Annotated in this window: 23 protein-coding genes; 17 read left to right on the top strand and 6 right to left on the bottom strand. The window is 71.8% G+C overall.

Annotated features, from left to right (window positions below):
- The first annotated feature begins 9 nt into the window (after positions 1–9).
- From ACP7BP_RS01485 to ilvA, 5 genes are read left to right on the top strand one after another with little or no spacing between them, the layout of a single operon-like run.
- Positions 10–1,173, top strand: coding sequence for a cystathionine gamma-synthase (locus tag ACP7BP_RS01485; protein WP_426241805.1), 1,164 nt, complete (start codon positions 10–12; stop codon positions 1,171–1,173).
- Positions 1,174–1,183: 10 nt separating this feature from the next.
- Complete coding sequence (locus ACP7BP_RS01480) at positions 1,184–1,495, top strand: YidH family protein (RefSeq protein ID WP_426241804.1); 312 nt, start codon at positions 1,184–1,186, stop codon at positions 1,493–1,495.
- Positions 1,492–2,871, top strand: a complete 1,380-nt coding sequence (locus tag ACP7BP_RS01475) for a glutamate mutase L (RefSeq protein ID WP_426241802.1) — start codon at positions 1,492–1,494, stop codon at positions 2,869–2,871. Before ACP7BP_RS01480 ends, ACP7BP_RS01475 begins: the two co-directional genes overlap by 4 nt.
- 9 nt (positions 2,872–2,880) lie before the next feature.
- The gene (locus tag ACP7BP_RS01470; protein WP_426241800.1) at positions 2,881–4,239 is read left to right on the top strand and encodes an AI-2E family transporter; all 1,359 of its coding nucleotides are present in this window, start codon (positions 2,881–2,883) and stop codon (positions 4,237–4,239) included.
- Complete coding sequence (ilvA, locus tag ACP7BP_RS01465) at positions 4,220–5,449, top strand: threonine ammonia-lyase (RefSeq protein ID WP_426241798.1); 1,230 nt, start codon at positions 4,220–4,222, stop codon at positions 5,447–5,449. The genes ACP7BP_RS01470 and ilvA overlap by 20 nt, the downstream gene beginning before the upstream one ends.
- Before the next feature lie 103 nt (positions 5,450–5,552).
- Here ilvA and greA read toward each other — a convergent pair whose 3' ends face one another.
- Complete coding sequence (gene greA, locus ACP7BP_RS01460) at positions 5,553–6,050, bottom strand: transcription elongation factor GreA (RefSeq protein ID WP_426241796.1); 498 nt, start codon at positions 6,048–6,050, stop codon at positions 5,553–5,555.
- Between the two features lie 149 nt (positions 6,051–6,199).
- Positions 6,200–6,595: a DUF4307 domain-containing protein gene (locus ACP7BP_RS01455; RefSeq protein WP_426241794.1), complete on the bottom strand. Its 396-nt coding sequence runs from the start codon at positions 6,593–6,595 to the stop codon at positions 6,200–6,202.
- A 29-nt stretch (positions 6,596–6,624) separates the two neighbouring features.
- Here ACP7BP_RS01455 and mca point away from each other — a divergent pair, with 29 nt between their 5' ends.
- From mca to ACP7BP_RS01440, 3 genes are read left to right on the top strand one after another with little or no spacing between them, the layout of a single operon-like run.
- The gene (gene mca / locus ACP7BP_RS01450) at positions 6,625–7,506 is read left to right on the top strand and encodes a mycothiol conjugate amidase Mca (protein WP_426241792.1); all 882 of its coding nucleotides are present in this window, start codon (positions 6,625–6,627) and stop codon (positions 7,504–7,506) included.
- Positions 7,507–7,518: 12 nt separating this feature from the next.
- Positions 7,519–7,731: a hypothetical protein gene (locus tag ACP7BP_RS01445; protein WP_426241790.1), complete on the top strand. Its 213-nt coding sequence runs from the start codon at positions 7,519–7,521 to the stop codon at positions 7,729–7,731.
- Positions 7,732–7,781: 50 nt separating this feature from the next.
- The gene (locus ACP7BP_RS01440; protein ID WP_426241788.1) at positions 7,782–8,579 is read left to right on the top strand and encodes an MBL fold metallo-hydrolase; all 798 of its coding nucleotides are present in this window, start codon (positions 7,782–7,784) and stop codon (positions 8,577–8,579) included.
- Between the two features lie 14 nt (positions 8,580–8,593).
- Here the strand turns inward: ACP7BP_RS01440 and ACP7BP_RS01435 are convergent, their stop codons facing one another.
- From ACP7BP_RS01435 to ACP7BP_RS01425, 3 genes are all read right to left on the bottom strand, one after another.
- A complete protein-coding gene (locus tag ACP7BP_RS01435; RefSeq protein WP_426241786.1) occupies positions 8,594–10,015 on the bottom strand; it encodes a purine-cytosine permease family protein in 1,422 nt (473 codons plus the stop codon).
- A gap of 263 nt (positions 10,016–10,278) precedes the next feature.
- Positions 10,279–10,926: an SAM-dependent methyltransferase gene (locus ACP7BP_RS01430; protein ID WP_426241785.1), complete on the bottom strand. Its 648-nt coding sequence runs from the start codon at positions 10,924–10,926 to the stop codon at positions 10,279–10,281.
- A 9-nt stretch (positions 10,927–10,935) separates the two neighbouring features.
- Positions 10,936–11,733 carry a glyoxalase superfamily protein gene (locus ACP7BP_RS01425; protein WP_426241783.1) on the bottom strand — a complete coding sequence of 266 codons (798 nt, stop codon included), beginning with the start codon at positions 11,731–11,733 and terminating at the stop codon, positions 10,936–10,938.
- A 92-nt stretch (positions 11,734–11,825) separates the two neighbouring features.
- Between ACP7BP_RS01425 and ACP7BP_RS01420 the strand changes: the two genes are divergently transcribed.
- The 3 genes from ACP7BP_RS01420 to ACP7BP_RS01410 all read left to right on the top strand — a co-directional run bounded on the left by ACP7BP_RS01420 (position 11,826) and on the right by ACP7BP_RS01410 (position 15,556).
- A complete protein-coding gene (locus ACP7BP_RS01420; RefSeq protein WP_426241781.1) occupies positions 11,826–14,159 on the top strand; it encodes a molybdopterin cofactor-binding domain-containing protein in 2,334 nt (777 codons plus the stop codon).
- A gap of 13 nt (positions 14,160–14,172) precedes the next feature.
- Entirely contained in the window at positions 14,173–14,649 is a 477-nt protein-coding gene (locus ACP7BP_RS01415; RefSeq protein WP_426241779.1) for a (2Fe-2S)-binding protein, read from the top strand.
- Between the two features lie 199 nt (positions 14,650–14,848).
- Positions 14,849–15,556 (top strand): transporter substrate-binding domain-containing protein, encoded by a 708-nt coding sequence (locus ACP7BP_RS01410; protein WP_426241777.1) that lies wholly within the window; start codon positions 14,849–14,851, stop codon positions 15,554–15,556.
- On the opposite strand, the gene ACP7BP_RS01405 is transcribed toward ACP7BP_RS01410, so the two are convergent.
- Complete coding sequence (locus ACP7BP_RS01405) at positions 15,516–16,733, bottom strand: AGE family epimerase/isomerase (protein WP_426241776.1); 1,218 nt, start codon at positions 16,731–16,733, stop codon at positions 15,516–15,518. The genes ACP7BP_RS01410 and ACP7BP_RS01405 overlap by 41 nt on opposite strands.
- Positions 16,734–16,881: 148 nt before the next feature.
- Between ACP7BP_RS01405 and ACP7BP_RS01400 the strand changes: the two genes are divergently transcribed.
- The 6 genes from ACP7BP_RS01400 to ACP7BP_RS01375 all read left to right on the top strand — a co-directional run bounded on the left by ACP7BP_RS01400 (position 16,882) and on the right by ACP7BP_RS01375 (position 24,878).
- Positions 16,882–17,610, top strand: a complete 729-nt coding sequence (locus ACP7BP_RS01400; protein WP_426241774.1) for a (2Fe-2S) ferredoxin domain-containing protein — start codon at positions 16,882–16,884, stop codon at positions 17,608–17,610.
- 154 nt (positions 17,611–17,764) lie between these two features.
- Complete coding sequence (gene cobN / locus ACP7BP_RS01395; protein ID WP_426241772.1) at positions 17,765–21,358, top strand: cobaltochelatase subunit CobN; 3,594 nt, start codon at positions 17,765–17,767, stop codon at positions 21,356–21,358.
- Positions 21,351–22,145: a precorrin-6A synthase (deacetylating) gene (gene cobF, locus ACP7BP_RS01390; protein ID WP_426241770.1), complete on the top strand. Its 795-nt coding sequence runs from the start codon at positions 21,351–21,353 to the stop codon at positions 22,143–22,145. Before cobN ends, cobF begins: the two co-directional genes overlap by 8 nt.
- Positions 22,142–23,620, top strand: coding sequence for a cobyric acid synthase (locus tag ACP7BP_RS01385; RefSeq protein WP_426241768.1), 1,479 nt, complete (start codon positions 22,142–22,144; stop codon positions 23,618–23,620). The genes cobF and ACP7BP_RS01385 overlap by 4 nt, the downstream gene beginning before the upstream one ends.
- Positions 23,617–24,354 (top strand): cobalt-precorrin-6A reductase, encoded by a 738-nt coding sequence (locus ACP7BP_RS01380; protein WP_426241766.1) that lies wholly within the window; start codon positions 23,617–23,619, stop codon positions 24,352–24,354. Before ACP7BP_RS01385 ends, ACP7BP_RS01380 begins: the two co-directional genes overlap by 4 nt.
- Entirely contained in the window at positions 24,351–24,878 is a 528-nt protein-coding gene (locus ACP7BP_RS01375; RefSeq protein WP_426241764.1) for a bifunctional adenosylcobinamide kinase/adenosylcobinamide-phosphate guanylyltransferase, read from the top strand. The genes ACP7BP_RS01380 and ACP7BP_RS01375 overlap by 4 nt, the downstream gene beginning before the upstream one ends.
- Positions 24,879–24,888 lie beyond the last annotated feature (10 nt).

The raw sequence follows: 24,888 nt of genomic DNA, 5'->3' as shown, positions 1-24,888 counted from the left end.
GCTCGGCAGGTGAGCGAACAGCAGCACCGCAGCAAGTCCGGCTTCGACACGCGTGCGATCCACGCCGGCTACGAGCCCGATCCCACGACGGGCGCGGTGATCCCGCCGATCTACGCGACCAGCACGTACAAGCAGGACGGCGTGGGCGGGATGCGCGGGGGCTACGAGTACAGCCGCTCGGCCAACCCCACCCGCACCGCCCTGGAGGGCGTCATCGCGGCGCTGGAGGAGGGTGAGCGCGGCTTCGCCTTCGCCTCCGGGCTGGCCGCCGAGGACACCCTGGTCCGCGCCCTGTGCCGGCCCGGCGACCACGTCGTCATCCCCGACGACGCGTACGGCGGCACCTACCGCCTCTTCGACAAGGTCGAGCAGGTCTGGGGCCTCGAGCACAGCCCGGCGCCCGTCTCCGACGTGGACGCCATGCGCGCGGCGATCCGGCCGGGCCAGACCAAGCTGCTGTGGGTCGAGACGCCCACCAACCCGATGCTCAACATCGGCGACATCGAGGCGCTCGCCTCGGTGGCCCACGACGCCGGTGCCCTGCTGGTCGTCGACAACACCTTCGCCTCGCCGTACCTCCAGCAGCCGCTGACGCTGGGCGCCGACATCGTGGTGCACTCCACCACCAAGTACTGCGGCGGCCACTCCGACGTCGTCGGTGGCGCCCTCGTGGTCCGCGACCTCGACGTCGCCGAGAAGGTCGCCTTCCACCAGAACTCCATGGGTGCGGTCGCCGGCCCCTTCGACGCGTTCCTCACCCACCGTGGGCTCAAGACCCTGGGCGTCCGGATGGACCGGCACTGCGACAACGCCGAGAAGGTCGTGGAGTTCCTGACCGGCCACGAGAAGGTCGTGCAGGTGATCTACCCCGGTCTCGAGGAGCACCCGGGCCACGCCGTCGCCGCGAAGCAGATGAAGCGCTTCGGTGGCATCGTCAGCTTCCGGGTGACCGGCGGTGAGCAGCACGCGCTCGACGTCTGCGCGGCGGCCGAGGTCTTCACGCTCGGTGAGTCCCTGGGCGGCGTCGAGTCGCTCATCGAGCATCCGGGCCGGATGACGCACGCCTCGGTCGCGGGCACCGACCTCGAGGTGCCTGCCGACCTGATCCGGCTCAGTGTCGGCATCGAGTCGGTCGACGACCTGCTCGCCGATCTCGACCGTTCCCTGGCCTGAGAGGTCTGCTGTGATTGAGCCGGACTACCGCTTCACCCTTGCCAACGAGCGCACGCTCCTGGCCTACGAACGCACCACCATCGGGCTGGTCGCCGCCGCCGTCGCCGTCGTGCATCTCATCGACGGGGCCGGCTCCATGCTGCTCGCGGTGGCGCTGCTGATCGCGGGTGCGGTCGCGGCCGTCGGCGGCTACTTCCGCTTCCGAGCCGTCGACCACGCCATCCGACGTGGCGACCCGCTGCCGGCGAACCCGGCGGTGCACCTGCTCGCCTGCGCGATCATGGTCTGCCTGGTCGTGGCGACCCTCTGGATCGTCTTGTGACGCAGGCCGTCGTCTGCGTCGACTTCGGGTCGACGTTCACGAAGGCCGGGCTCGTAGACCTCGTCGAGGGGCGCATCGTCGCCGCCGCCTCGCACCCCACCACGATCGACACCGACGTCCTGGACGGGTACGACGCGTGCCTGGCGCGACTGCTCGAGCAGGATGACCGCGCGGCCACTGCCGGCGTGCTGGCGTGCTCGTCGGCCGGCGGCGGGCTGCGCATCGCCGTCGTCGGCAACGAGGAGCTGGTCACCGCCGAGGCCGGCCGTCGGGTCGCTCTCTCGAGCGGCGGCAAGGTGGTCGCCGTGCTCTCCGGCTCCGTCCGTCCGGCCGGGGCCGGGTCGTGGTCCGGAGTGCTGCAGACGGCCCGGCCCGACGTGGTGCTGCTGACGGGTGGCACCGACGGGGGCAACGCCGAGGTGCTCCTGGGATGCGCGCACGAGCTGGTGGAGTCCGGCTGGACCGGACCTGTGGTGGTCGCGGGCAACGCCGACGCGCAGGAAGAGGTCGCGGCGATCCTGGCCTTCGGGGGAGTGCCCCACGTGCTGGCCGACAACGTCGTGCCCCGCATCGGTGTGCTCGCCCCCGACTCCGCCCGGGCGGCGATCCGCGAGGTCTTCCTGGCCCACGTCATCGGCGGCAAGCACCTCTCCGCCCGCGCCGACTTCGTGTCGATGGTCACCGGCGCCACACCCGACGTGGTGCTCACCGGCGTGGAGCTGCTGGCGCGCGGCCTCGACGAGGAGCGGCCCGGCGCCGGCGACGTCGTGGTCGTCGACGTGGGTGGCGCCACGACCGACGTGCACAGCGTCGTCGAGCTCGACCCCGAGGACGCCGGCCTGGGTCGGGAGGTGGTGGCCGACACGCCCGTGACGCGCACCGTCGAGGGCGATCTCGGCATGCGCTGGTCCGCCGTGACCACCGCCGCCGAGGCCGGACTCGTCGAGCTCGTCGAGGCGGCCGCGCGCAGGCAGGGCGACCCGGGGTTCCTTCCCGCCGACGACGCGGAGGCCGACGAGGACGAGGCGCTGGCCCGAGCCGCGATCGGCCTGGCCCTGCGGCGGCACGCCGGCCGCAGCAAGGTCGTGGTCAGCCCGGAGGGACGGGTGGTCGAACGCACCGGCAAGGACCTGCGCGAGGTCGACCTGCTGGTCGGATCGGGCGGTGTACTGCGCAACGGCCGCCCCGGGGTGGCCCAGCGGGTCTTCGCCGGATCCACGGGCGCCGAGATCGACGGTGCCTGGCAGCTGCCGAGGGCGCCGCGCACCGTCGTGGACCACGACTACGTGCTCGCGGCCGCAGGGCTGCTCGTGGGCACGCATCCGGAGGCGGCGTACCGGCTGGTCCGCCGCCTCGTCGAGGGCCCCGACTTGTAGCCTGACGACGTGACCAACGAGGAACCCAGGTTCCGCCTCCCGGGACGCGCGCCGCGTCCGGCACGATCCGACGACGACCGACTCGCCGACCGGCTGACCCAGCAGCTCACCTCGCAGCTGGCCCTCCTGCGCGCCGAGCGACGCTCCCGGCCGGCGCCGATCGCGACGGGCCCCTCAAACTACAGCCGGGCCCAGGTGCCGTGGGGTCTCGACCTCGCCGCGGCCTGGGGCTGGCGATTCCTCGTGATCGCGGGAGCGGGCTACCTGATCGCCCGGACCCTGGGCACCTTCGGCCTCGTCACGCTGCCGCTGGTCATCGCCCTGCTCATCACCGCGCTGGTCTCGCCGATCGTGCGGGGGCTCGTCTCGATCGGCCTGCCCCGCGGGCTCGCCAGCCTCTTGGTGGTCATCAGCGGCATCGCCTTCGTGGCACTGCTCCTGACCTTCGCGGGGCAACAGGTCGCCAACGGCGCCTCCGATCTCGCCGAGCAGGTCGTCAAGGGCCTCGACGAGATCAAGGCGTGGCTGCGCGACGGTCCGCTCAACGCCTCGGACAGCCAGATCAACGACTACATCGACGAGGCTCAGCGCCAGATCTCCGAGCGGACGCGCGACGGTGAGTTCGTCGGCCAGGTCACCGAGTTCGGAACCGCGCTCGGCCATGTCGCGGCGGGCTTCTTCATCATCTTGTTCTCGACCTACTTCTTCCTGGCCGACGGCGACCGCATCTGGAGCTGGATCGTCCGCATCGCGCCGCGCGCGGCCCGCGAGCACGTCGACGGCTCGGGCCGGGTCGCCTGGATCTCCCTGACGCAGTTCGTGAGAGCCACAGTCCTCGTCGCTCTCGTCGACGCCGCCGGCATCATGATCGTCGCGGCGGTCCTCGGCGTGCCCTTCGTGCTCGCCATCGGCGTGCTCGTCTTCCTCGGCTCCTTCATCCCGATGGTCGGTGCCACGGTGGCCGGCACCGTCGCCGTGCTCGTGGCGCTGGTCGACCAGGGACCCTTGACGGCCCTGCTGATGCTCGGCGGGGTGGTCCTGGTCCAGCAGATCGAGGGTCACGTCCTGCAGCCGTTCCTGATGGGCCGCTTCGTGTCCCTCCACCCGCTCGGCGTGATCGTCGCGATCGCGTGCGGGGTGATCGTCGCGGGGATCGCCGGTGCGCTCATCGCGGTGCCGCTCGCGGCCGCCGGCAACGCCGTCGTGCAGCACCTGGCGTCCGGCTCGAAGGCCGAGCCCGACGTGCCACCGCTGGCTGACGACCCCGACGAGGATGATCCGGGCGACGACGCAGGGGACGCAGACGACACAGACGATGAGGCCGGCGAGGCCGAGGAGGAGGTCGAGGGTGACCCCGCAGCGCACTGACCCGACGAGCGAGTGCACGCTCGCCGACATCGAGTCAGCGCGTACGACCCTCGCCCAGATCGCCGTCGTGACGCCGATGGAGGAGTCGCGCTGGCTCTCCGCGCTCGTCGGCGGCCGCGTCGACCTCAAGTGCGAGAACCTCCAGCGCACCGGCTCCTTCAAGATCCGCGGCGCCTACGTGCGCATCTCCCGGCTCACCCCCGAAGAGCGCGCGCACGGCGTCGTCGCGGCCTCGGCCGGCAACCACGCGCAGGGCGTCGCGCTCGCGGCGACCACGCTGGGCATCAAGAGCACCGTGTTTATGCCCGAGGGAGCGCCGATCCCCAAGGAGAAGGCGACCCGCGCGTACGGCGCCGACGTAGTGTTCCACGGCCGCTACCTCGAGGACGCGCTCGTCGCGGCCCGGGCGTTCGCCGCCGAGACCGGAGCCACCCTGATCCACCCCTTCGATCACGTCGACATCGTGGCCGGGCAGGGCACCGCCGGCCTCGAGATCCTCGAGCAGGCGCCCGACGTGCGCACCGTGCTCGTGCCGACCGGCGGCGGTGGGCTGCTCGCCGGCATCGCGATCGCGATCAAGGCGAAGCGCCCCGACGTGACGATTATCGGCGTCCAGGCCGAGGGGGCCGCCGCCTTCCCCGACTCCCTGCGCGACGGAGCACCCGTTCCGCTGACGTCGATGAAGACGATGGCCGACGGCATCGCGGTGGGCTGCCCCGGCGAGATCACGTTCGCGGCGGTGCGCGACCACGTCGACGAGATCGTCACGGTCTCCGAGGAGTCGCTCTCGCGCGCGTTGCTCGCCCTGGTGGAGCGGGCCAAGATGGTCGTCGAGCCGGCCGGGGCCGCGGCCGTGGCCGCGATGCTGGACGACCCGACCCGATGGGCGACCCCGGCGGTCGCCGTGCTCTCCGGCGGCAACATCGACCCGCTGCTGCTCGGCAAGGTGATTCGGCACGGCCTGGCCAGCGCCGGCCGCTACCTCTACCTGCGGGTCTGCATCCCCGACGCTCCCGGTGGCCTGGCCAGCCTGCTCACCCAGGTCAGCGAGGCGGGCGCGAACGTGCTCGAGGTGGCGCACGAGCGCATCTCGGCCAGCCTCGACCTCGACGAGGTCGAGGTCAGCCTCCAGCTCGAGACGCGCGGCGAGCCGCACGCCGAGCAGGTGAAGGCCCGGCTGCGCGAGCACGGCTACCGCGTCTACGAGTAGGTACGCCGGAACGCCCCGCACGAGACGGCCGAGACGACCGAGACGACCGAGACGACAACAGGCCGCCACTCCCTGAGGAGTGACGGCCCGTCGTGGAAGTGCCTCAGCCGGTGTACGGCTTCGCGTCGACGATCTCGACCTGCATCTTCTTGCCGTTGGGTGCGGAGTACTTGACGGTGTCGCCCTTGGTGGAGCCGAGGATCGCCGCTCCGAGCGGGGACTGCGGGGAGAACGTCGGGATCGACTCGTCCTCGATCTCGCGCGCGCCGAGCAGGAAGGTCTCGGTCTCGTCGTCGCCGACGAAGCGGTAGGTCACCACCATGCCGGGCTCCACGACACCGTCGTCGGGCGGGGTCTCACCGACCTCCGCGCGCCGGAGCATGTCCTCGAGCTGACGGATGCGGGCCTCCTGCTTGCCCTGCTCGTCCTTGGCCGCGTGGTAGCCGCCGTTCTCCTTGAGGTCGCCCTCGTCGCGCGCCGCACTGATGCGGTCGATGATCTCCTGGCGCTTGGGACCCTTGAGGTCCTCCAGCTCGGCCACGAGCTTGTCGTGCGCGTCCTGGGTCAGCCAGACGGTCGTCTGGTCGGTCGACTGGGTCATTGGGTTCACTCCTGTGGGACAAAGCAAAACCCGCCGGGCTCGACGTGGGCTCCGGGAGCGCACGCGTGCGATGAGCGGCCCTGCGGGTGGGACTACCCGACCAGTCTAGCAACGAGACGGTCAAATCGGCCCTGCGTCTCCTCGGGGCTTCACCGCGGGCGGGGCTGGCCGGGCGCCGTGCACCCGACGTTCTCGATGCTCGTCGCCTCCCGCTCGGTGCGCACCGAGACCGTGTTGCGGCCCGAAGCCGGCGTGAACGTCAGCTCGCCGACGGTGGTGTGGTCGGCCGCGTAGGCGCGGACCGTGCAGGAGGCGGTCACGTCGTCGTCCACCGACACGTCGACGTCGGCGGTCGTCTCGTGCGCGGACTCGACGGAGAAGCCGACCAGCTCGCTGCGCACGTCGGGGGTGGCGTGGAACCACGCCGTCCAGGCCAGCCACCCGAGGCACGCCACGGCGAGGCAGCCGACCAGGACCCACAGCAGCCGGCGCCGCCACGGGGTGGGCGCGCCGTACCGGTCGGCAAGGTCGGCCTGGGACGTCACCCCAGAATCGTCCCACCTAGACTCGCGCCATGCCTGACCGCCCCGAGGGCCTCCGCCTGATGCACGTGCACGCCCATCCCGACGACGAGTCGAGCAAGGGCGCTGCCTCGACCGCGATGTACGTCGCCCAGGGGGTCGACGTGCACGTCGCGACCTGCACGGGTGGTGAGCGTGGGTCGATCCTCAACCCGAAGATGGACCGCCCCGACATCCTGGCCAACATCTCCGAGGTGCGCCGCCAGGAGATGGAGCGGGCGCGCGACATCCTCGGCATCCGCCAGGACTGGCTGGGCTTCGTCGACTCCGGCTGGCCCGAGGGCGACCCGCCGCCGCCGCTGCCCGAGGGCTGCTTCGCGACGGTGCCCCTGGAGGAGGCGGCGGAGCCGCTCGTGCGACTGATCCGCTCCTTCCGGCCGCACGTCCTCACCACCTACGACGAGCGCGGTGGCTACCCGCACCCCGACCACATCAAGTGCCACGAGATCTCGGTCGAGGCGTTCGACGCCGCGGGCGACCCGGAGCGCTATCCCGACGCGGGCGAGCCGTGGCAGCCGCTCAAGCTCTACTACCACCACGGCTGGAGCTGGGCGAAGACCAAGGCGCTGCACGACGCGATGCTGGAGCACGACCTCGAGTCGCCCTACGAGGAGCGGCTCGCCACCTGGGAGCGAGAGCCCGAGTGGGACGACCGGATCACCACCCGCGTCCCGTGTGCCGAGTGGTTCGGCGTACGCGACCAGGCGCTGCTGGCGCACGCCACCCAGATCGACCCCGACGGCATGTGGTTCGCGATCCCGCGCGAGATCCAGGAGGACGTCTGGCCGACCGAGGACTTCGAGCTCGTGGTGAGCCACGTCGCCTCCGAGGTGCCGGAGGACGACCTGTTCGCCGGCATCACCGACCCCGCCTGAGAGACTGGTCCCATGCTCGACCTGCTGATGATCACGCTGTCCCTCACCGACAAGACGCCCGAGGCCAAGGACGTCAAGGCCGGGTGGACCGCGTTCGTCATCTTCCTGCTGCTCATCGCCGCCGTGGTGGTGCTCTCGTTCAGCCTGGTCAAGCACCTGCGCAGGGCGCAGGCCGCGAAGGACTCCGGCCTGTACGGCGACGACCCGGTCGACAAGCAGCCGTAGCCCGGGGCTGCCCGCCGGTGTGGTCCCCGGCGGCGCGGGTACCCCCCGGAATGGACACCCTGACGTTCGGCGGCACCGCGACCACGCTGATGCGCCTCGGGGCGTTCACCCTGCTGACCGACCCCAACTTCCTGCATCGCGGCCAACGCGCCTACCTGGGCAAGGGTCTCTGGTCACGTCGCCTCACGGAGCCCGCGCTGCAGCCCGCCGACCTTCCAGCGCTCGACGCGGTGGTGCTCTCGCACCTGCACGGCGACCACTTCGACCGGGCTGCTCGCGCCGGCCTCTCGAGAGGGCAACCCGTGATGACCACCCTCCACGCGGCCCGCCGCCTGGCCCGCTGGGGGTTCGATGCGCGCGGCCTCGACACGTGGGCCAGCGAGACGCTGCGGCGCGGCAACGAGACACTCACCATCGAGGCGCTGCCCGCCGTCCACGCCCGAGGGCTGATGGGCGTCCTCCTCCCGCCGGTGATGGGCTCGCTGCTCACCCACCGCGTGGCCGACGACGTACGCCGCCGGGTCTACGTCAGCGGCGACACACTCACCGGGTCGCACGTCGACGAGATCGCCGGGCGGCATCCCGACCTCGACGTGGCCGTGGTGCACCTGGGCGGCACCCGGGTCCTCTTCCACACGGTCACGATGGACGCAGCCCAGGGCGTCGACTTCCTGCGCCGGACGCAGCCGCGCGAGGCCGTGCCCGTGCACTACGACGACTACCGGGTCTTCCGGTCGCCCCTCAGGGCATTCCTGCGGGCGGCCGAGGCCGACGGCCTCGCGTCGATCATCCGTCCGGTGTCACGGGGCCAGACGCTCGAGCTGGGAGATCGCGACGACGGGCGCTGACCTTCCGTCGGCGGTCACCCGCCGGCGATCTGCACCGCCTCGGGACGCACCATCGCCTCGGGTGCTCGTGGGTTGCGGCTCGCCCAGACGTAGTAGACGAGCGCCGGGAGCAGCAGGCCCACGATCCAGGAGATGTCGGCGCCGCCCAGCTGCTTGGTGATCGGGCCGGTGTAGAGCGATTGAGCCAGGAACGGGATCTGCACCAGCACGCCGCCGACGTACGTCGTGATGGCGACGGCGTTCCAGCGGCCGTAGCGACCATGGGGGTCGTAGAGCGCGGGGATGTCGACGCGTTCCTTCGACACCAGGTAGTAGTCGGTCAGGTTGATCGCCGACCACGGCGTGAAGACCATCAGCAGGAGAAGCACGAAGTTCTTGAAGTTATCGAGGAAGTCGGCGCTGGCGGCCAGGGCGATCACCGCCGCGACGAGCAGCATCACGCTCACGAACACCGCGCGGGCCGACTTGCCCAGCGCCTGGCGTCCGGTGAAGCCGGTGACGATCGTCGCCGCGCACATGAAGCTGCCGTAGGCGTTGAGCGTGGTGACGGTGAGCTTCCCGACGACGATGACGATGTAGACCAGACCGGCCAGCAGCGCCGGGCCGGCGAGGTCGCCGAGCCACTCGACCTGGTTGGGCAGGAACGCGTCGCCGGCCACCGCGGCGACCAGCACGCCGAGGGTCATCGAGAGCTGCGAGCCGATGACCGTGCCGGCGTACGTCGCGCCGAAGACGCTGCGCTCGGGCGTGTCCTCGGGCAGGTAGCGCGAGTAGTCCGCGACGTACGGGCCGTAGGTGAGCTGCCAGCCTGCGCCGAGCGCGACGGCGAGGAGGAACGGTGCGGCGCCGAAGGCGTTGTCGGCGAAGGCGGCTCCGACGTCGTGCTGGGTGAAGAGCCGGATGGCGAGGTAGCCGAGCCCGACGATGCCGATGACGGTGGCCACCCTCCCCACGAGGTGGATCAGCTCGTAGCCGAACGTCGCGATGATGCCCACGAGCACCACGAAGATCGCGATGCCGATCTCCGGGGCGTCCACTCCGAGCAGCGCGTTGATCGCCTGGCCCGAGAGCACCGTGCCGGTGGCGGTGAAGCCGAGGTACATCACGATCACGAGGACGAGGGGGAGGGCGGCGCCGTACACGCCGAACTGCGCGCGGCTGGAGATCATCTGCGGCAGCCCGAGCCGCGGGCCCTGGGCCGAGTGCAGCGCCATCACGACACCGCCGGCGAGGTTGCCGATCAGCAGTCCGACGATGGCCCACAGCGCCTGGTTGCCGAACACGACGGCGAGCGCCCCGTCGACGACCGCGGTGATCTGGAGGTTCGCGCTCATCCAGAGCGTGAACTGGTTCATCGGCGAGCCGTGCCGCTCGCTCGCGGGGATCACGTCGATCGAGCGGCGCTCGACGGTGAGGGCTCGCTGGGGCTGCGTCATGGCGTTCTCCTTTGCTCACCGCCCATTCCACGCCTCCGCGGCTCGCGCTGGGAAGTGGCGGCTCTCACATGCCATCTCGGATCCGAGACGCCCGTACGCCGTCCGCGACGGGTCAGTCCAGTCTCGGGCTGATCCGCGCGGGCTCACCTCGTCTCCCTGCGGCTCCGGCAGGGTCGCGCCGATCGCTGAGGGCGGGGCTGGCGCGACCTTCGTGGGCGAGTCGCGGGGTTCGTGCCCATCCCTGAGGCCTCGAACCCCGGGAGTCACCGGATATCCGGTGACTCCAGAGCACGCCGCACGACGCGCACCAGCGCGTCCCACGCGACACGCTCCTCCTCGCCCCGGTGGTCGCCGCTCTCGACGACCCGGGCGACCCGCTCCGCGCGTACGACGTCGACCTCCACGCCCGAGGCCGCGACGTCGGCCAGCACGTCCTCGGCCGTCAACAGCACCGAGGCGTCCTGCGGCCCGCCGGTGCCCTCGGTGAGGTTGGTGGAGTCGTGCGAGACCCACAGCAGTGTCCCGCCGGGACTCAGAGAGCGGACGGCCCAGGTGACCGCGGCGCGGCGGTCGGGCTCCGGCACCTGCAGGTAGGCGACCACGACCAGGTCGACGGGCTCGGCCGGCGACCAGGTCGTGACGTCGGCGCAGACCCACTCGACGCCGCCGTCGAGGTCGGTGGCCTCGGCGACCCGGCGACCCTTGTCGAGCCCGACCTGCGAGAAGTCGACCGCCGTCACCCGCCAGCCCCGCTGGGCCAGCCAGATCGCGTTGCGGCCCTCGCCGGCGGCCAGGTCGACCGCGCGGCCGGGCGACAGGTCCGCGCACTCGGCCGCCACGAACTGGTTGGGTCCGGCCGACCAGACCAGCTCGGCCGCGGCGTACCTCTCGTTCCACAGGTGTGCGTCCACAGGGTCTCCTCAGTCCAGAGCGGTGTAGCGGGCCAGGAGGTGCGGCCAGTCGCCGAACCTCGCGCGGGCGTGGGCGGTCGCGGCGGTCCAGCCCCCGTGCTCGAAGGTCACCCGGGTGCCGGCCGGGTCGGGGGCGAAGCGCACGTCGAGCGTCGTCGGGTGCGCGGGGTCGATCGCGAGGGTGAAGGTCTGCGCGAAGTGCTCACCCGGCTCCCAGGCGGTCACCTCTCCGATCGGGTGCGGCGAGCTGTCGCGGTGCCGGTGCGCGACGCTGCCGCCGACGCGTGGGGTGACCGACATGCCCTCGTAGGTCTCCGGGTCCCGGGTGTGCTGCGCGTCCCACCACTCGCCGTACCTGCCGGTGAAGCGCTCGAAGGCCTTCTCGGGAGTGCCGGCGACGACGAACTCGTGCCGGATGGGGTCGAGCCGCTCCGTCTCGCGGCCGTCCGTGGCCTCGTGGAAGCGGAGGGAGTTGCCGAACGGGTCGGTCACCGTGACGACGAGACCCCACTCCTCGTGCTCGAGGCCCGGCCGGAGCATGTCGTAGTCACGCGCGCGCAGCTCGGCGTGGAGCCCGCGGGCGTCGCCGACGGCGACCAGGATGCTCGTGCCGGGCGTGCCGTCGCCGTGGTGCTCGCTCAGATGCAGGCGAACGGCCCCGCGGGAGACCTGCGCGTAGAGCGGCAGACTCGGCTCGAACCGGTGCTCCCAGTCGAGCGTGAAGCCGAGGTAGCCGACGTAGAAATCCTTGGCCTTCTGTACGTCGAAGATCCGCAGGATCGGCACCGCTTCGAGCAGGTCGTCCATACAGCGAGACGCTACGCCATGGCGTCGTCACTCCCGCTCCGAAGACTCGTTTGGAGACCAGTGAGCACTTCTCGGATGCCGAAGGGAACCGCATGACCACCTCGATGCCGAACTCCGCACTCCCCGACGAGGGCCCCCGCGCAGGGCTGAGCCGCCGGAGCTTCATGGGTTACGTCGTCGCCGGCACCACGCTGGTTGCCGCCGCAGACCTCGCGCTGGGCACGCCGGCCATCGCGGCCGTGCCCAGCGCCCCACAGATTCCCGAGATCTATGACCTCGAGGACCTGCAGACGGATGCTGCCCGCCCCACGGCGAACCTCATCAAGATCACGGTCAACGCCGACGGCACGGCCTCCTTCGAGCTCCCGCGCTCGGAGAACGGCCAGGGCATCACGACCTCGACGGCGATGATCATCGCCGAGGAGCTGGACCTGCCGGTCGACAAGGTGTCGGTCACGCTGGCGCCGGCCCGCCCCGAGCTGCTGTTCAACCAGCTCACGGGCGGCTCCAACACCACAGTGTCGACGTACACCCCCGTGCGGGTGGCTGCGGCGATCGCGAGGGGCGCCCTGCTCGAGGCGGCCGCGATCGAGCTGGGCTCGGCGGTCGCACTGCTCGTCTCGAAGAGCGGCGTCATCGTGGCCCCCGACGGCGGCTCCGTGACGTACGGCGAGCTGGCGGCGAAGGCGGCGAGCCCCACCACCCGGCAGGTGCAGGTCGACCTCAAGCCGCGCTCCCGCTTCTCGGTCATCGGCCAGCCGGTCAACCGGGTCGACGCCCGTGACATCGTGACCGGCGCCAAGAAGTTCACGATGGATCTCGACGTGCCCGACGCCCTGCCCACCATGGTGTGCCGGCCCCCGACGCTGAACGGCTCGCCCCGGTCGCTGCTCAACGAGGCCGAGGTGCTCGCCATGCCGGGTGTCACCGACGTCGCGAAGGTGCCGACCGGAATCGCCGTGCGGGCGGAGACCTTCGGCCAGTGCATCGAGGCGATCCGGGCGATGCGGGTCGACTGGAACCCAGGACCCGTCGAGGGTGAGTCGGACCAGACGATCCTGGCCAAGCTCAGGAAGGCCGAGCTGCCGCTGGCGGTGCCCCGGGTCCCGCTGTTGGCCAGGACGGTCGAGGCGAGGTTCACCTTCATGTTCCGCAGCAGCGCGGCCCTCGAGCCGTTCTGCGCCATCGCCGACGTGCGCGAGGATCGTGCCGAGGTCTGGGCAGGGTTGAAGTCGCCGATCGTGGCGCAGCGCAACATCGCCGACGCGCTCGGCCTGCCCCAGACGGCCGTCCGGGTCAACGTCGTGACCGGCGGTGGGTCGTTCGGGCACAAGCTGTTCGGCGACCACGCCATCGAGGCTGCCAGGATCTCGCGTGCCATGGGCAAGCCGGTGCGGCTGATGTGGCACCGGGCGGACGAGCCACGCCAGGGTCGCGTGCACCCCATGTGCACCTCGCGGATCCGTGCCACGCACCTGGCCGGACAGGTCCTGTCGTTCGAGCAGCGGCACACCAGCATCAGCACCGACTTCAGTCACGGGCTGGGGGAGCGGCTGACGGCGATGGCCGCCGAGCTGCCCACCGGGCTGGGCAACCTCGGGTTCTCGGAGTCGATCTTCGCGCTGACCCAGGAGCTGCCGTACAACTTCGGTGTCGTCACCCAGCTGCTCAACGAGACCGACCGGCGCTTCAACACCGGCAGCATGCGCAACATCTACTCGCCCGACGTGCGCTGCGCCAACGAGCTCGTGGTCGACCAGCTCGCCCGGGCGATGGGCAAGGATCCGCTGGCCTTCCGCCTGGAGTTCCTCCGGTCGAAGCGGGTGCGCGCCGTGCTCGAGAAGGTGGCCGAGGTCGGGCACTGGGGACGCTCGATGCCGAAGGGGACGGCTCAGGGCATCGCGATCCACAAGGAGTACAAGGGCGCGACCGCCTGCCTGGTCGAGATCGACTGCCGCCCCGAGACCGTGAACCGCACGGTGCGGGACGGCGTCACCGGGCCCCGGGTCACCAGGGCTGTCTTCGCCGTCGACGCGGGCCTCGTGATCAACCCCCGGGGCCTGGAGGCCCAGATGATGGGCGGGTTCTCCGACGGCCTCGCGCTGGCACTCACGAGCAGCCTCCACCTGCGCGACGGCCACTTCCTGGAGGCGAGCTGGGACAACTACTTCTACACCCGGCAGTGGAATGTGCCGCCCGAGTTCGAGGTGGTGGTCGTGCCCTCGGAAGCCGAGCAGCCGGGGGGCGCGGGCGAGGCGGGCGTCGCGGCGTCGATGGCGGCGGTGGCCTGCGCCTACGCGCGAGCGACCGGCACGATGCCCACGAAGTTCCCGATCAACCACGACGACCCCATCAGGTATGACGTCAAGCCGTTCGTGCCGCCGGTCCCGGCCGCGCCGACGGACGGCCTCGACCACACCTACTGAGCGGAGAGCACCCATGCCTGAGCACACCTTCATCCTCAACGGCTCCCCGGTCACCGTCGACGTCGACGACGACGTCCGGCTGCTCTGGGTGATCCGCGACGTCCTCGGCCTCACCGGGGCCAAGTACGGCTGCGGCATCAACGTCTGCAAGGCGTGCACCTCGCACGTCAACGGCAAGGCGTTCAACCCCTGCTCGGTGCGCGTCGCCGACATCGCGGAGACCGACGAGGTCACGACCATCGAGGGGCTCGCCGACACGGTCGACGCCGACCTGCACCCCATGCAGGAGGCGTGGCTGGAGCACGACGTGGCGCAGTGCGGCTACTGCCAGCCCGGTCAGATCATGGCAGCGGTCGCCAAGGTCAGGGCGGCCCGCGCGGAGGGGCGCGAGATCACCGACGCCGACCTCGACGAGATCCGCAACGTGTGCCGGTGCGGCACCTACTCCCGCATCCGGGAGGCCATCAAGGCCGGTGCGCAGGCGATGTGACCTGCCGGAGACGGGCCCGGAGCTCACGTCGTCCATGTCCGGACGGTACCGCCCGGACCGCGCCAGAGGTCAGGGCCTTGACCGTGCTGGCGCCGCCCCTTGAGGGGGTAGTCCGGTGCAAAATGCGGCTCGCGGCGGCCGTGGAGCCCTGAAACGCACCGGACTACCCCGCAAAGCGGGCCTCGGCCAGGATGGGCCGGTGACCGCCGACATCGCCCAAGACCTCGCACCCACCGGCACCCTGCGCGCCGCCATCAACCTGGGCAACCCGGTGCTCGCCCATGGCACGCCCGACGACCCGGCGGGGGTGACGGTCGACATCGCCCGCGAGGTGGCCGGCCGCCTCGGCGTACCGGTCGCGTTCCTCTGCTTCGACGCGGCCCGCAAGTCGTTCGAGGCGATGACGTCGGGCACCGCGGACATCTGCTTCCTCGCCGTCGAGCCCGTGCGCGCCGCGGAGGTCGCCTTCACCGCGCCGTACGTCGTCATCGAGGGCGTGTACGCCGTCCCGCAGGGCTCGGACCTGACGACTCCGGCCGACGTCGACCGGGCAGGAGTGCGCGTCGGGGTCAAGCGGGGCTCGGCCTACGACCTCTTCCTCACCCGGACCTTGCAGCACGCCACCCTCGTGCGTGGTGACGAGGGCGTCGACGTCTTCCGGGCCGACGGGCTCGAGGTCGCGGCCGGCATCCGTCAGCCGCTGGCGGCGTACGTCGAGGCCCATCCCGATCTGCGGCTGGTCGACGAGCGCTTCATGCAGATCCAGCAGGCGGTCGGCACCACCCTGACGCGACGCCCCGAGACCGTGCGGTTCCTCAGCGGCGTCATCGAGGAGCTCAAGGCGAGCGGCTTCGTCGCCGATGCGCTCAGCCGGTCGGGCCAGTCGCCCGATCTCGTGGCCGGCTGACGAACGAGGTCGCGACTCCCGTCCTCGGCAGCAGCGCGGCCTGGTAGGCGTGGTAGACGTCGGGCTTGCCGTCCCAGACGGAGTGGGCCGGTCGCAGGGTGCGGTCGAGCTCGTGGTGCCAGGCCCCGGCCGGGTCGACGAAGTACCGGCGGGCGTGGACCCACCACTCGGTCTCCCGGTCGCCGTACCCCTCGCCGGGGAAGGTCGCGTCGAGCACCCGGGCCGCGCTGATGGCCTCGGCGACTACCCAGTGCATGCGCTCGTGCACGACCGGCTCGCCGTCGAAGTCGACCGTGTAGACGAACCCCTCGGCGCCGTCGACCGACCAGCCGTCGGCCACGGCCCGGTCGAAGAGGCCCCGAGCGTCGTCGAGCAGCCAGGCCGGAGCGGCCGGGCCCAGCCCGCGCGAGAGCTGCACGAGCAGCCGCGACCACTCGAGCTGGTGCCCCACCGTGACGCCGTAGGGGCGGAAGGGGTGGGCGGGCTCGTCGCGGTGGTAGTCGAGCACCGGTCGCCCGGACTCGTCGAGGTGCTCGGGCAGCCGGTGGCCGAGCCCCGGAGCGATGCGGTGCACGATGCGCTCCGCGAGCTGGAGTGCTCGCTCGACCGGCCACGTCGTCGCGGTCGCGTCCGCGGCGGCCAGTAGCGCCTCGACGAGGTGCATGTTGGCGTTCGCGCCCAGGTAGGGCTCGCGCGACACGAAGGCGCGGTCGAACACGTCGGCGTACAGTCCGGTCGCCTCGTCGAGGAACCGGCGCTCCAGCACGCCCAGTGCCTCCGCCAGGAGGGTGCGCGCGCGCTCGTGACCGGCCGCCAGCGCAGCCGACGCGGCCAGCACCACGAACGCGTGATCGTAGGCGCGCTTGGAGTCGTCCACCGGCCCGTCGGTCCCGATCGCCGCGAACCACCCACCGTGTACGTCGTCGTGCAGCGGCCCGTCGAGCGCGTCGAGCCCGTGCCCGACCAGGTCCGCGGTGTCGGCGCCCTCGTGCAGTGCGGCGAGCGCGAAGACGTAGGTCATCCGGCAGGTGATCCACAGCGGGACCGGGTGGTCCACGACCAGCCGACGGGACCGGTCGAGCCAGCCGAAACCGCCTGCCGGGTGCCGCGAGGCGGTCGCCACGTCCAGCAGGGATCGTCGGTGACCGGTCAGCCAGGCCTCGTCGGGTGCGCTCACCCGGCCATCCAACCGGATGCGCCAGGATGCGGGCGGCCGGTCCGCTGCGCGCGGGTGACACCTAGGGTCTCCGGCACGGCACGAGGTGCCCACGGTCTCGATCTGCTGGGAAGGATCGGTGGGGTTCGCTGCGAGGGACGGAGGCGGGATGCAGGACGATGTGACCGCACCCGTCGTACTCGTCGGCATGTCGGTGCGCGAGGTCCAGGCGCGCGACCTGCTGCATGAGGTCGCGCACGAGCGCGGGGCGGGTGTCGCGTTCCTGCAGATGGGCGACCCGTCGGTCTCCTCGGAGCTCACGAGGCTGGCCGATCTCGGTCATGAGCGGGTCGTGCTCGTGGGTGTCAGTCTCGGCAGCCTCGCCCCGGCGGCCTCGTGGCTGCGCCGCATCGCCGGACACTGGCTGCGCGAGCGACCGGGGCGCCGTCCCGTCGTCGACGTGGCCGCTCGCCTGGCCCACGAGCCGGCTCAGGTGGGTGAGGTGCTCGGCCTGCTCAGACCGGTGACGGGCGCCGAGGCGGGCCTCGAGTCCGCTGCCTGGGAGGACGTGCCCGGGCATCGGCACCAGGCGCTGATCTGTCGCGGTCCCCGCTGCACGGCCAAGGGGTCCGACCTGATCGCCGAGGCAGTGGTCCTCGAGCTGATGCGGCTGGGGCAGACGGACGACGACGTGCTGATCACTCATACCGGCTGCCAGTTCCCCTGCAACCGCGCGCCGGTGGTGAGCGTCCAGCCCGACGACGTCTGGTACGGCGACGTCGATCCCGACGCCGCCAGGCAGATCGTCGCGGAGCACCTCGTCGGTGGGCACCCCGTGGAGTCCGTGCGGCTGCCCAGGACCCGGCGCACACAGGGAGGCGACAACCCGCTCGTCTAGGGTGATGCCCGAAAGTCTCGTGGAACAGGAACCCGGTCGACTCCGGGGCGGTTCCGCCACTGTGATGCCTGCCCAGGTCCCGACCTGGACGGCTCAGCCAGACACTGGCCACGGGACCTCCGCCGACGAGGGGCGAGAACCCCCAGGGAGAAACATGAAGATCGCCGTGCTGTCCACCTCCGACACCGACCTCCTCTCAGCTCGAGCATCGGGTGCCGACTACGTGTGGGCCAACCCGGCGCGTCCCGGCCACCAGTCGATGGCCGAGGTCATTCAGGGTTGCGACCTGGTCGTCGGCCGAGTGCTCGGGTCGCCGCAGGACCTGTGCTCCGGGTTCGCGCGAATCCGGGACACCGGGATGCCGATGGTGGTCCTGGGCGGCGAGCAGCAGCCCAGCGCCGAGCTGATGGAGATGTCGTCGGTGCCGATCGGCATCTGCGCCGAGGCGCACCGCTACCTCGCCGAGGGCGGCCCGGCCAACCTCGCCCAGCTGCACGCATTCCTCTCCGACACCGTGCTGTTGACCGGGGAGGGGTTCGAGGCGCCGTCCGCGATCCCCGCCTGGGGCATCGTGGAGCGTCCCTCGGCGCCGGCTGATGCGGGTCTGCCCCGCGTGGGCATCCTGTTCTACCGAGCCCACCAGGCCAGTGGGAACACCGCCTTCGCCCACGCCCTGGCCGATGCCGTCGACGCCACGAGTGAAGCGGTGGGCGTGCCGATCTTCTCCTCGTCGCTGCGGGCGGCCCCCGAGTCCCTGTACGACGCCCTGGGCACGCTCGACGCCCTGGTCGTCACGGTGCTCGCCGCCGGTGGGAGCCAGCCGGCCACGGCCAGCGCCGGTGGGGAGGACGAGGCCTGGGACGTGCAGCGGATGGCGGCACTCGACATCCCCATCCTGCAAGGGCTCTGCCTGACGAGCAGTCGGGCCGAGTGGGAGGGCTCCGACGATGGCGTGACCCCGCTCGACTCCGCCAGCCAGATCGCGATCCCCGAGTTCGACGGCCGGATCATCACGGCGCCGTTCTCCTTCAAGGAGATCGACAAGGACGGCCTGCCGCGGTACGTCGCCGACCCGGAGCGATGTGCGCGCGTGGCCGGCATCGCGGTCAACCACGCCCGGCTCCACAGGATCCCCACCAGCGAGCGGAGGGTGGCGCTGATGCTCTCGGCGTACCCGACGAAGCACTCGCGCGTCGGCAACGCGGTCGGCCTGGACACGCCGGTGTCGACGATCCGGCTGCTGCGCAGGATGCGCGACGAGGGCTACGACCTCGGGCAACCGGGTGCGATCCCCGGGCTCGACGAGGACGACGACACCGCGGCCGGCGACACCCTGATCCACGCGCTGATCGCGGCGGGAGGACAGGACGAGGAGTGGCTGACCGGTGCCCAGCTCACCGAAGCCCACGTTCGGATCACGAAGGCCGACTACGACGCCTGGACCAGCGACGTGCCGTCGAGGCTGATGGGGGACATCACCGAGACGTGGGGCGAGTCGCCCGGGACCCTGTTCGTGAACGGCGACGGCGAGATCGTGCTGGCCACCATCACCGCCGGCAACGTGGTGCTGCTCATCCAGCCGCCGCGCGGCTTCGGCGAGAACCCCGTGGCGATCTACCACGACCCCGACCTGGCGCCGTCGCACCACTACCTCGCGGCGTACCGATGGCTGGAGAGGGGCTTCGGTGCACACGCCGTCGTGCACCTCGGCAAGCACGGGTCGATGGAGTGGCTACCGGGGAAGAACGCCGCGCTCTCCGCCGACTGCGCCACGGACGCCGCCATCTCCAACATGCCGCTGATCTACCCGTTCCTGGTCAACGACCCCGGCGAGGGCGCCCAGGCCAAGCGCCGGGCGCACGCCACCATCGTCGACCACCTGATCCCGCCGATGGCCCGCGCCGAGTCGTACGGCGACATCGCCAAGCTCGAGCAGCTCCTCGACGAGCACGCCAACATCGCGGCCATGGACCCGGCGAAGCTGCCCGCGATCCGTGGCGAGATCTGGCAGCTCATGCACGCCGCGGAGATGCACCGCGACCTGGGGCTCGAGGAGCGGCCGGACGACGAGGAGTTCGACGACTTCATCCTGCACGTCGACGGTTGGCTGTGCGAGATCAAGGACGCCCAGATCCGCGACGGGCTGCACGTCCTCGGCCAGGCGCCCGCAGGGGAGGCACGCGTCAACCTGGTGCTCGCGATCCTGCGTGCCTCCCAGGTGTGGGGTGGCCAGTCCGCGGCGGTGCCGGGCCTGCGCGCGGCTCTCGGGCTCAAGGAGAACGCGGAAGCAGCCGGCGCGGTCGACGAGGCCGAGCGGCAGGCCCGCGCCCTGGTCGAGGCGATGGAGGACGCCGCGTGGTCCCCCGGCGCCGCGAAGGACCTGCACCCTGACCCCCAGGTGCGACAGGTGCTCGAGTTCGCGGCCACCCAGGTGGTGCCGCGGCTGAGCCGGACGACCGACGAGCTCGACGCGGTCCTGCACGCGCTCGACGGCGGCTTCGTGCCGGCGGGTCCGTCGGGTTCGCCCCTGCGCGGGCTCGTCAACGTGCTGCCGACTGGTCGCAACTTCTACACCGTCGACCCTCGTGCTGTGCCGTCCCGGCTGGCGTGGCAGACCGGGTCGGCCATGGCGGAGAGCCTGGTGCAGCGCTACCTCGACGACACCGGCGGTTACCCGGAGTCGGTGGGACTGAGCGTGTGGGGCACGAGCGCGATGCGCACGAGCGGCGACGACGTGGCAGAGGTCCTCGCCCTGCTGGGTGTCCGGCCGGAGTGGGACGAGGCCTCGCGTCGAGTCAGCGACCTGCACGTCGTACCCCTCGAGGAGCTGTGTCGGCCGCGCATCGACGTCACCGTGCGGATCTCCGGCTTCTTCCGCGACGCGTTCCCCCACGTGGTGGCGATGCTCGACGACGCCGTGAACCTGGTGGCCGGGCTCGACGAGCCGCTCGACCAGAACTTCGTGCGCGCACACGCGCAGGCCGATCTCGCCGAGCACGGTGACGAACGCCGCGCGACCACGCGCATCTTCGGCTCGAAGCCCGGGTCGTACGGCGCCGGCATCCTGCAGCTGGTCGAGTCCGGTAGCTGGCGTGACGACAACGACCTGGCCGAGGTCTACACGGCGTGGGGCGGCTTCGCCTACGGGCGCGGGCTCGACGGGGCTCCGGCGGCGGACGACATGCGCGCAAACTACCGGCGGATCAAGGTCGCGGCGAAGAACGTCGACACCCGGGAGCACGACATCGCAGACTCCGACGACTACTACCAGTACCACGGCGGCATGATCGCCACCGTGCGGGCGCTGACGGGCGCCGACCCCCGGGCCTACGTCGGCGACTCGACCACTCCCGACGCAGTGCGGACCCGGACCCTCCAGGAGGAGACCAACCGCGTCTTCCGGGCCCGCGTGGTCAACCCGCGGTGGATCAGCGCGATGCAGCGGCACGGCTACAAGGGAGCCTTCGAGCTGGCGGCGACCGTCGACTACCTCTTCGGCTTCGACGCGACCGCAGGAGTGGTGCACGACTGGATGTACGCCAGCCTGGCCAAGGAGTACGTCCTCGACGAGACCAACCAGGCGTTCATGCGGCAGTCCAACCCATGGGCGCTGCGCGGCATCGTGGAGAAGCTGCACGAGGCGGTCGACCGGGGCCTGTGGGCCGCGCCCGATCCCGACGTGGTCGCCGCGATGCAGGAGGTCTACCTCGACCTCGAGGGGGACCTCGAGGACCGTCACGGTGGCTGACGGGGTCCGGCGGGTCCGGCTGATCGGGGTCGGCCCGGGTGATCCCGACCAGGTGACGCTGGAGGCCGTGCGGGCGATGCGGGAGGCGGCGTTCTTCGTCGTGGCCGACAAGTCGCCTCGTGGGGGGATGCCCGACCCCATGGCCGACGCTCGCGAGCGGCTGCTCGCCCGACACCTCGACGCCCCACCCGTCATCGTCCGGGTCCAGGACCCCCAGCGCGAGCGGGGCCCCGACCGTACGGCGTCCCCCGACGCCTACGCCGCCGTGGTCGCGTCCTGGCATGCCGCACGGGCCGAGGCCTTCGAGCAGGCGCTGCTCGACCACGACGGCGATGCGGGCTTCCTCGTCTGGGGTGACCCGGCGTTCTACGACTCCACGATCCGGGTCGTCGAGCAGGTGCGCGCCCGTGGCAACGTGCCCTTCGAGATGGATGTCGTCCCGGGTGTCTCCAGCATCCAGCTGCTGGCCGCCCGGCACGCGATGGTGCTCCACGACGTCGGCGAGCCACTCCACGTGACCACGGGCCGGCGACTGCGGGAGGCGGTGGAGGCCGGGCAGCGCAACATCGTGGTGATGCTCAACCGCGAGATCGACGTCGCCGGCCTCGAGGACTGGCACATCTGGTGGGGCGCCAACCTCGGCACGCCGCACGAGGAGCTCGTCTCCGGGCGGGTCGGCGACGTGCTCGACCGGATCCGGCAGGCACGCGAGCGGGCTCGGGAGTCGGCGGGCTGGGTGATGGACGTCTACCTCGTACGCGAAGCCCGACGAGGGCTGCTCCGATGAGCGCCCTGCTGGTCGCCGGCACCACGTCTGACGCGGGCAAGAGCATCGTCACGACGGGCCTGTGCCGGGCGTTCGCCGGACGCGGGATCTCGGTGGCCCCCTTCAAGTCGCAGAACATGAGCAACAACTCGATGGTCACCCGCGACGGCGCCGAGATCGGCCGCGCGCAATGGGTGCAGGCGCTCGCGGCACGCGCCGAGCCCGAGGCCGCGATGAACCCGGTGCTGCTCAAGCCGGGCAGTGACCAGCGCAGCCACGTCGTCGTGATGGGCCGCCCCGCCGGCGAGGTCACCTCCCGCGACTTCGTCGACGGGCGGCGCCACCTGGCCGCTGCGGCGTACGCCGCCTTCGACGACCTCTCCTCGCGCTACGACCTCGTCGTGGCGGAGGGTGCCGGCAGCCCCGCGGAGATCAACCTCCGGCAGAGCGACTACGTGAACATGGGGCTCGCCCGGCACGCGGACATCCCGGTCGTCGTGGTCGGGGACATCGACCGCGGGGGCGTGTTCGCGGCGATGTTCGGCACCCTCGCCCTGCTGGAGCCGGCCGACCAACGGCTGGTCGCCGGCTTCGTGGTGAACAAGTTCCGCGGCGACGAGTCCCTGCTCGCGCCGGGACTTCGCTCGCTGGAGAGGCTGACCGGGCGCCGGGTGTTCGGCACCCTGCCGTGGCGACCCGACCTGTGGCTGGACTCCGAGGATGCCCTCGACCTGGAAGGGCGGCGGACAGGTGACGGAGCAGCGCTCCGGGTGGCGGTCTTGCGGTTGCCTCGGGTCAGCAACTTCACCGACGTCGACGCCCTGGGGCTCGAGCCTGGGCTCGACGTCGTGTTCGTCACCGACCCGCGGTCGCTGGGTGACGCCGACCTCGTGGTGCTGCCCGGCACCCGCTCGACCATAGCCGACCTCGCCTGGCTGCGCGCGCGGGAACTCGACCGGGCCGTCCTCGCCCACGCCAGGAAGGGTCGGCCGGTGCTCGGCATCTGTGGCGGCTTCCAGATGCTCGGGCGGGAGATCGCGGATCCACCAGGGGTGGAGGGCGCAGCCGGCGCGGTCGTCGAGGGGCTCGGGCTCCTCGACGTACGCACGGAGTTCGCCGCCGAGAAGGTGCTCCGGCGGCCGGTCGGTGACGCCCTGGGCGCCCGGACGACGGGGTACGAGATCCACCACGGGCGGACAGTGCGCTGTTCAGGCGAGGAGTTCCTCGGTGGTGCCCGGTCCGGGGCCGTCTTCGGGACCATGTGGCACGGCAGCCTGGAGGGTGACCTGTTCAGGTCGGCGTTCCTGGCCGAGGTCGCTGCCGCTGCCGGCCGTGCGTGGGAGCCGAGCGGCGTCAGCTTCGCCGCCGCGCGGGAGCGCCGGCTCGACCTGCTCGGCGACCTCGTCGAGCAGCACCTCGACGTGGACGCCCTGCTGGCCCTGGCCCGTGACGGCGCACCGGACCTGCGCGTGCTCCCACCCGGGGTGCTGTCGTGACCGTCCTCCTGCTCGGCGGCACGGGGGAGGCCCGGGACCTCGCGACCGCCCTCGTCGCCGACGGCGTGGCCGTGGTGTCGTCGCTGGCCGGCCGGGTGAGCAGGCCGCGGCTGCCCGTCGGCCGGGTCCGGTCTGGTGGCTTCGGGGGTGCCGTCGGCCTGCGGGAGTGGGCGCTGGAGAACCACGTGACGGCGGTGGTGGACGCCACCCATCCCTTCGCCGCCACCATCTCGACCAACGCGGCCGAGGCGTGCCGCGGGGCGCTGCCGCTGCTCCGGTTGCAGCGACCCGGCTGGTCGTCGCACCCCCGGGCCTCGGCCTGGCACTGGGTCGACGACCACGCCGAGGCGGCGGGTGCGACCGCGGGCCTGGGCGAGCGCCCGTTCCTGACCATCGGTCGTCAGTCGCTGGGCCCCTTCGTGGCGACACTCGCCGAGTCGGCCGTGCTGGCGCGGGTGGTGGACCTGCCGGAGATCGGGTTGCCCGCGGCCTGGCGCGTGGTGCTCGGCCGTGGGCCCTACACGCTCGAGGGGGAGCAGGCGGTGATGCGCGACCACCGCGTCGACGTGCTCGTGACCAAGGACTCGGGCGGCGCCCAGACCCAGGCCAAGCTGGACGCCGCCGAGCTCCTGGGCGTGCCTCTCGTCGTCGTACGCCGACCGGCGCCGCCGGCCGGGGTCGAGACCGTCGCCGACGTCGCAGCCGCCGTGGACTGGGTGCGGGGGCAGTCATGAAGGTGCTGGTCACGGGCGGGGTGCGGTCCGGCAAGTCGCGCCACGCGGAAGGGCTGCTGGTGGCCCACCCCGCCGTCACGTACGTCGCGCCCGGGCCGACCACCGACGAGGACACCGACCCCGACTGGGCCGAGCGCATCGCCACGCACAGGTCTCGACGGCCCGCGGGCTGGACCACCCTGGAGAGCCGTGACCTCGCGGCCGCGCTGACGACCCCGGGGCCCGTGCTCGTCGACTGCCTCGGCACCTGGCTCACCGCCGTGCTCGACCACGAGGACGCCTGGGAGCGCCCGGGCTCGCAGGTGCTCGCGCTGGTAGAGACCCATCTCGCCGCAGCGACGGACGGGCTCCGGCGGGCGCCCGGCCACGTGGTGCTGGTGACCAACGAGGTCGGCCTCGGGGTCGTGCCGTCGCACCGGTCGGGGCGGCTGTTCCGCGACCTGCTGGGGCTCGCCAACCAGCGACTCGCGGCAGAGTGCGACGAGGTGCACCTGGTGGTCGCCGGACGCGTGCTGGTGCTCTGAGCCCGGCCCC

Source organism: Nocardioides sp. LHG3406-4, assembly GCF_049897745.1.
Taxonomy (GTDB): domain Bacteria; phylum Actinomycetota; class Actinomycetes; order Propionibacteriales; family Nocardioidaceae; genus Nocardioides.
The sequence above is the reverse complement of the archived record's forward strand: the minus strand, read 5'-3'. Positions and strand labels throughout refer to the sequence as shown.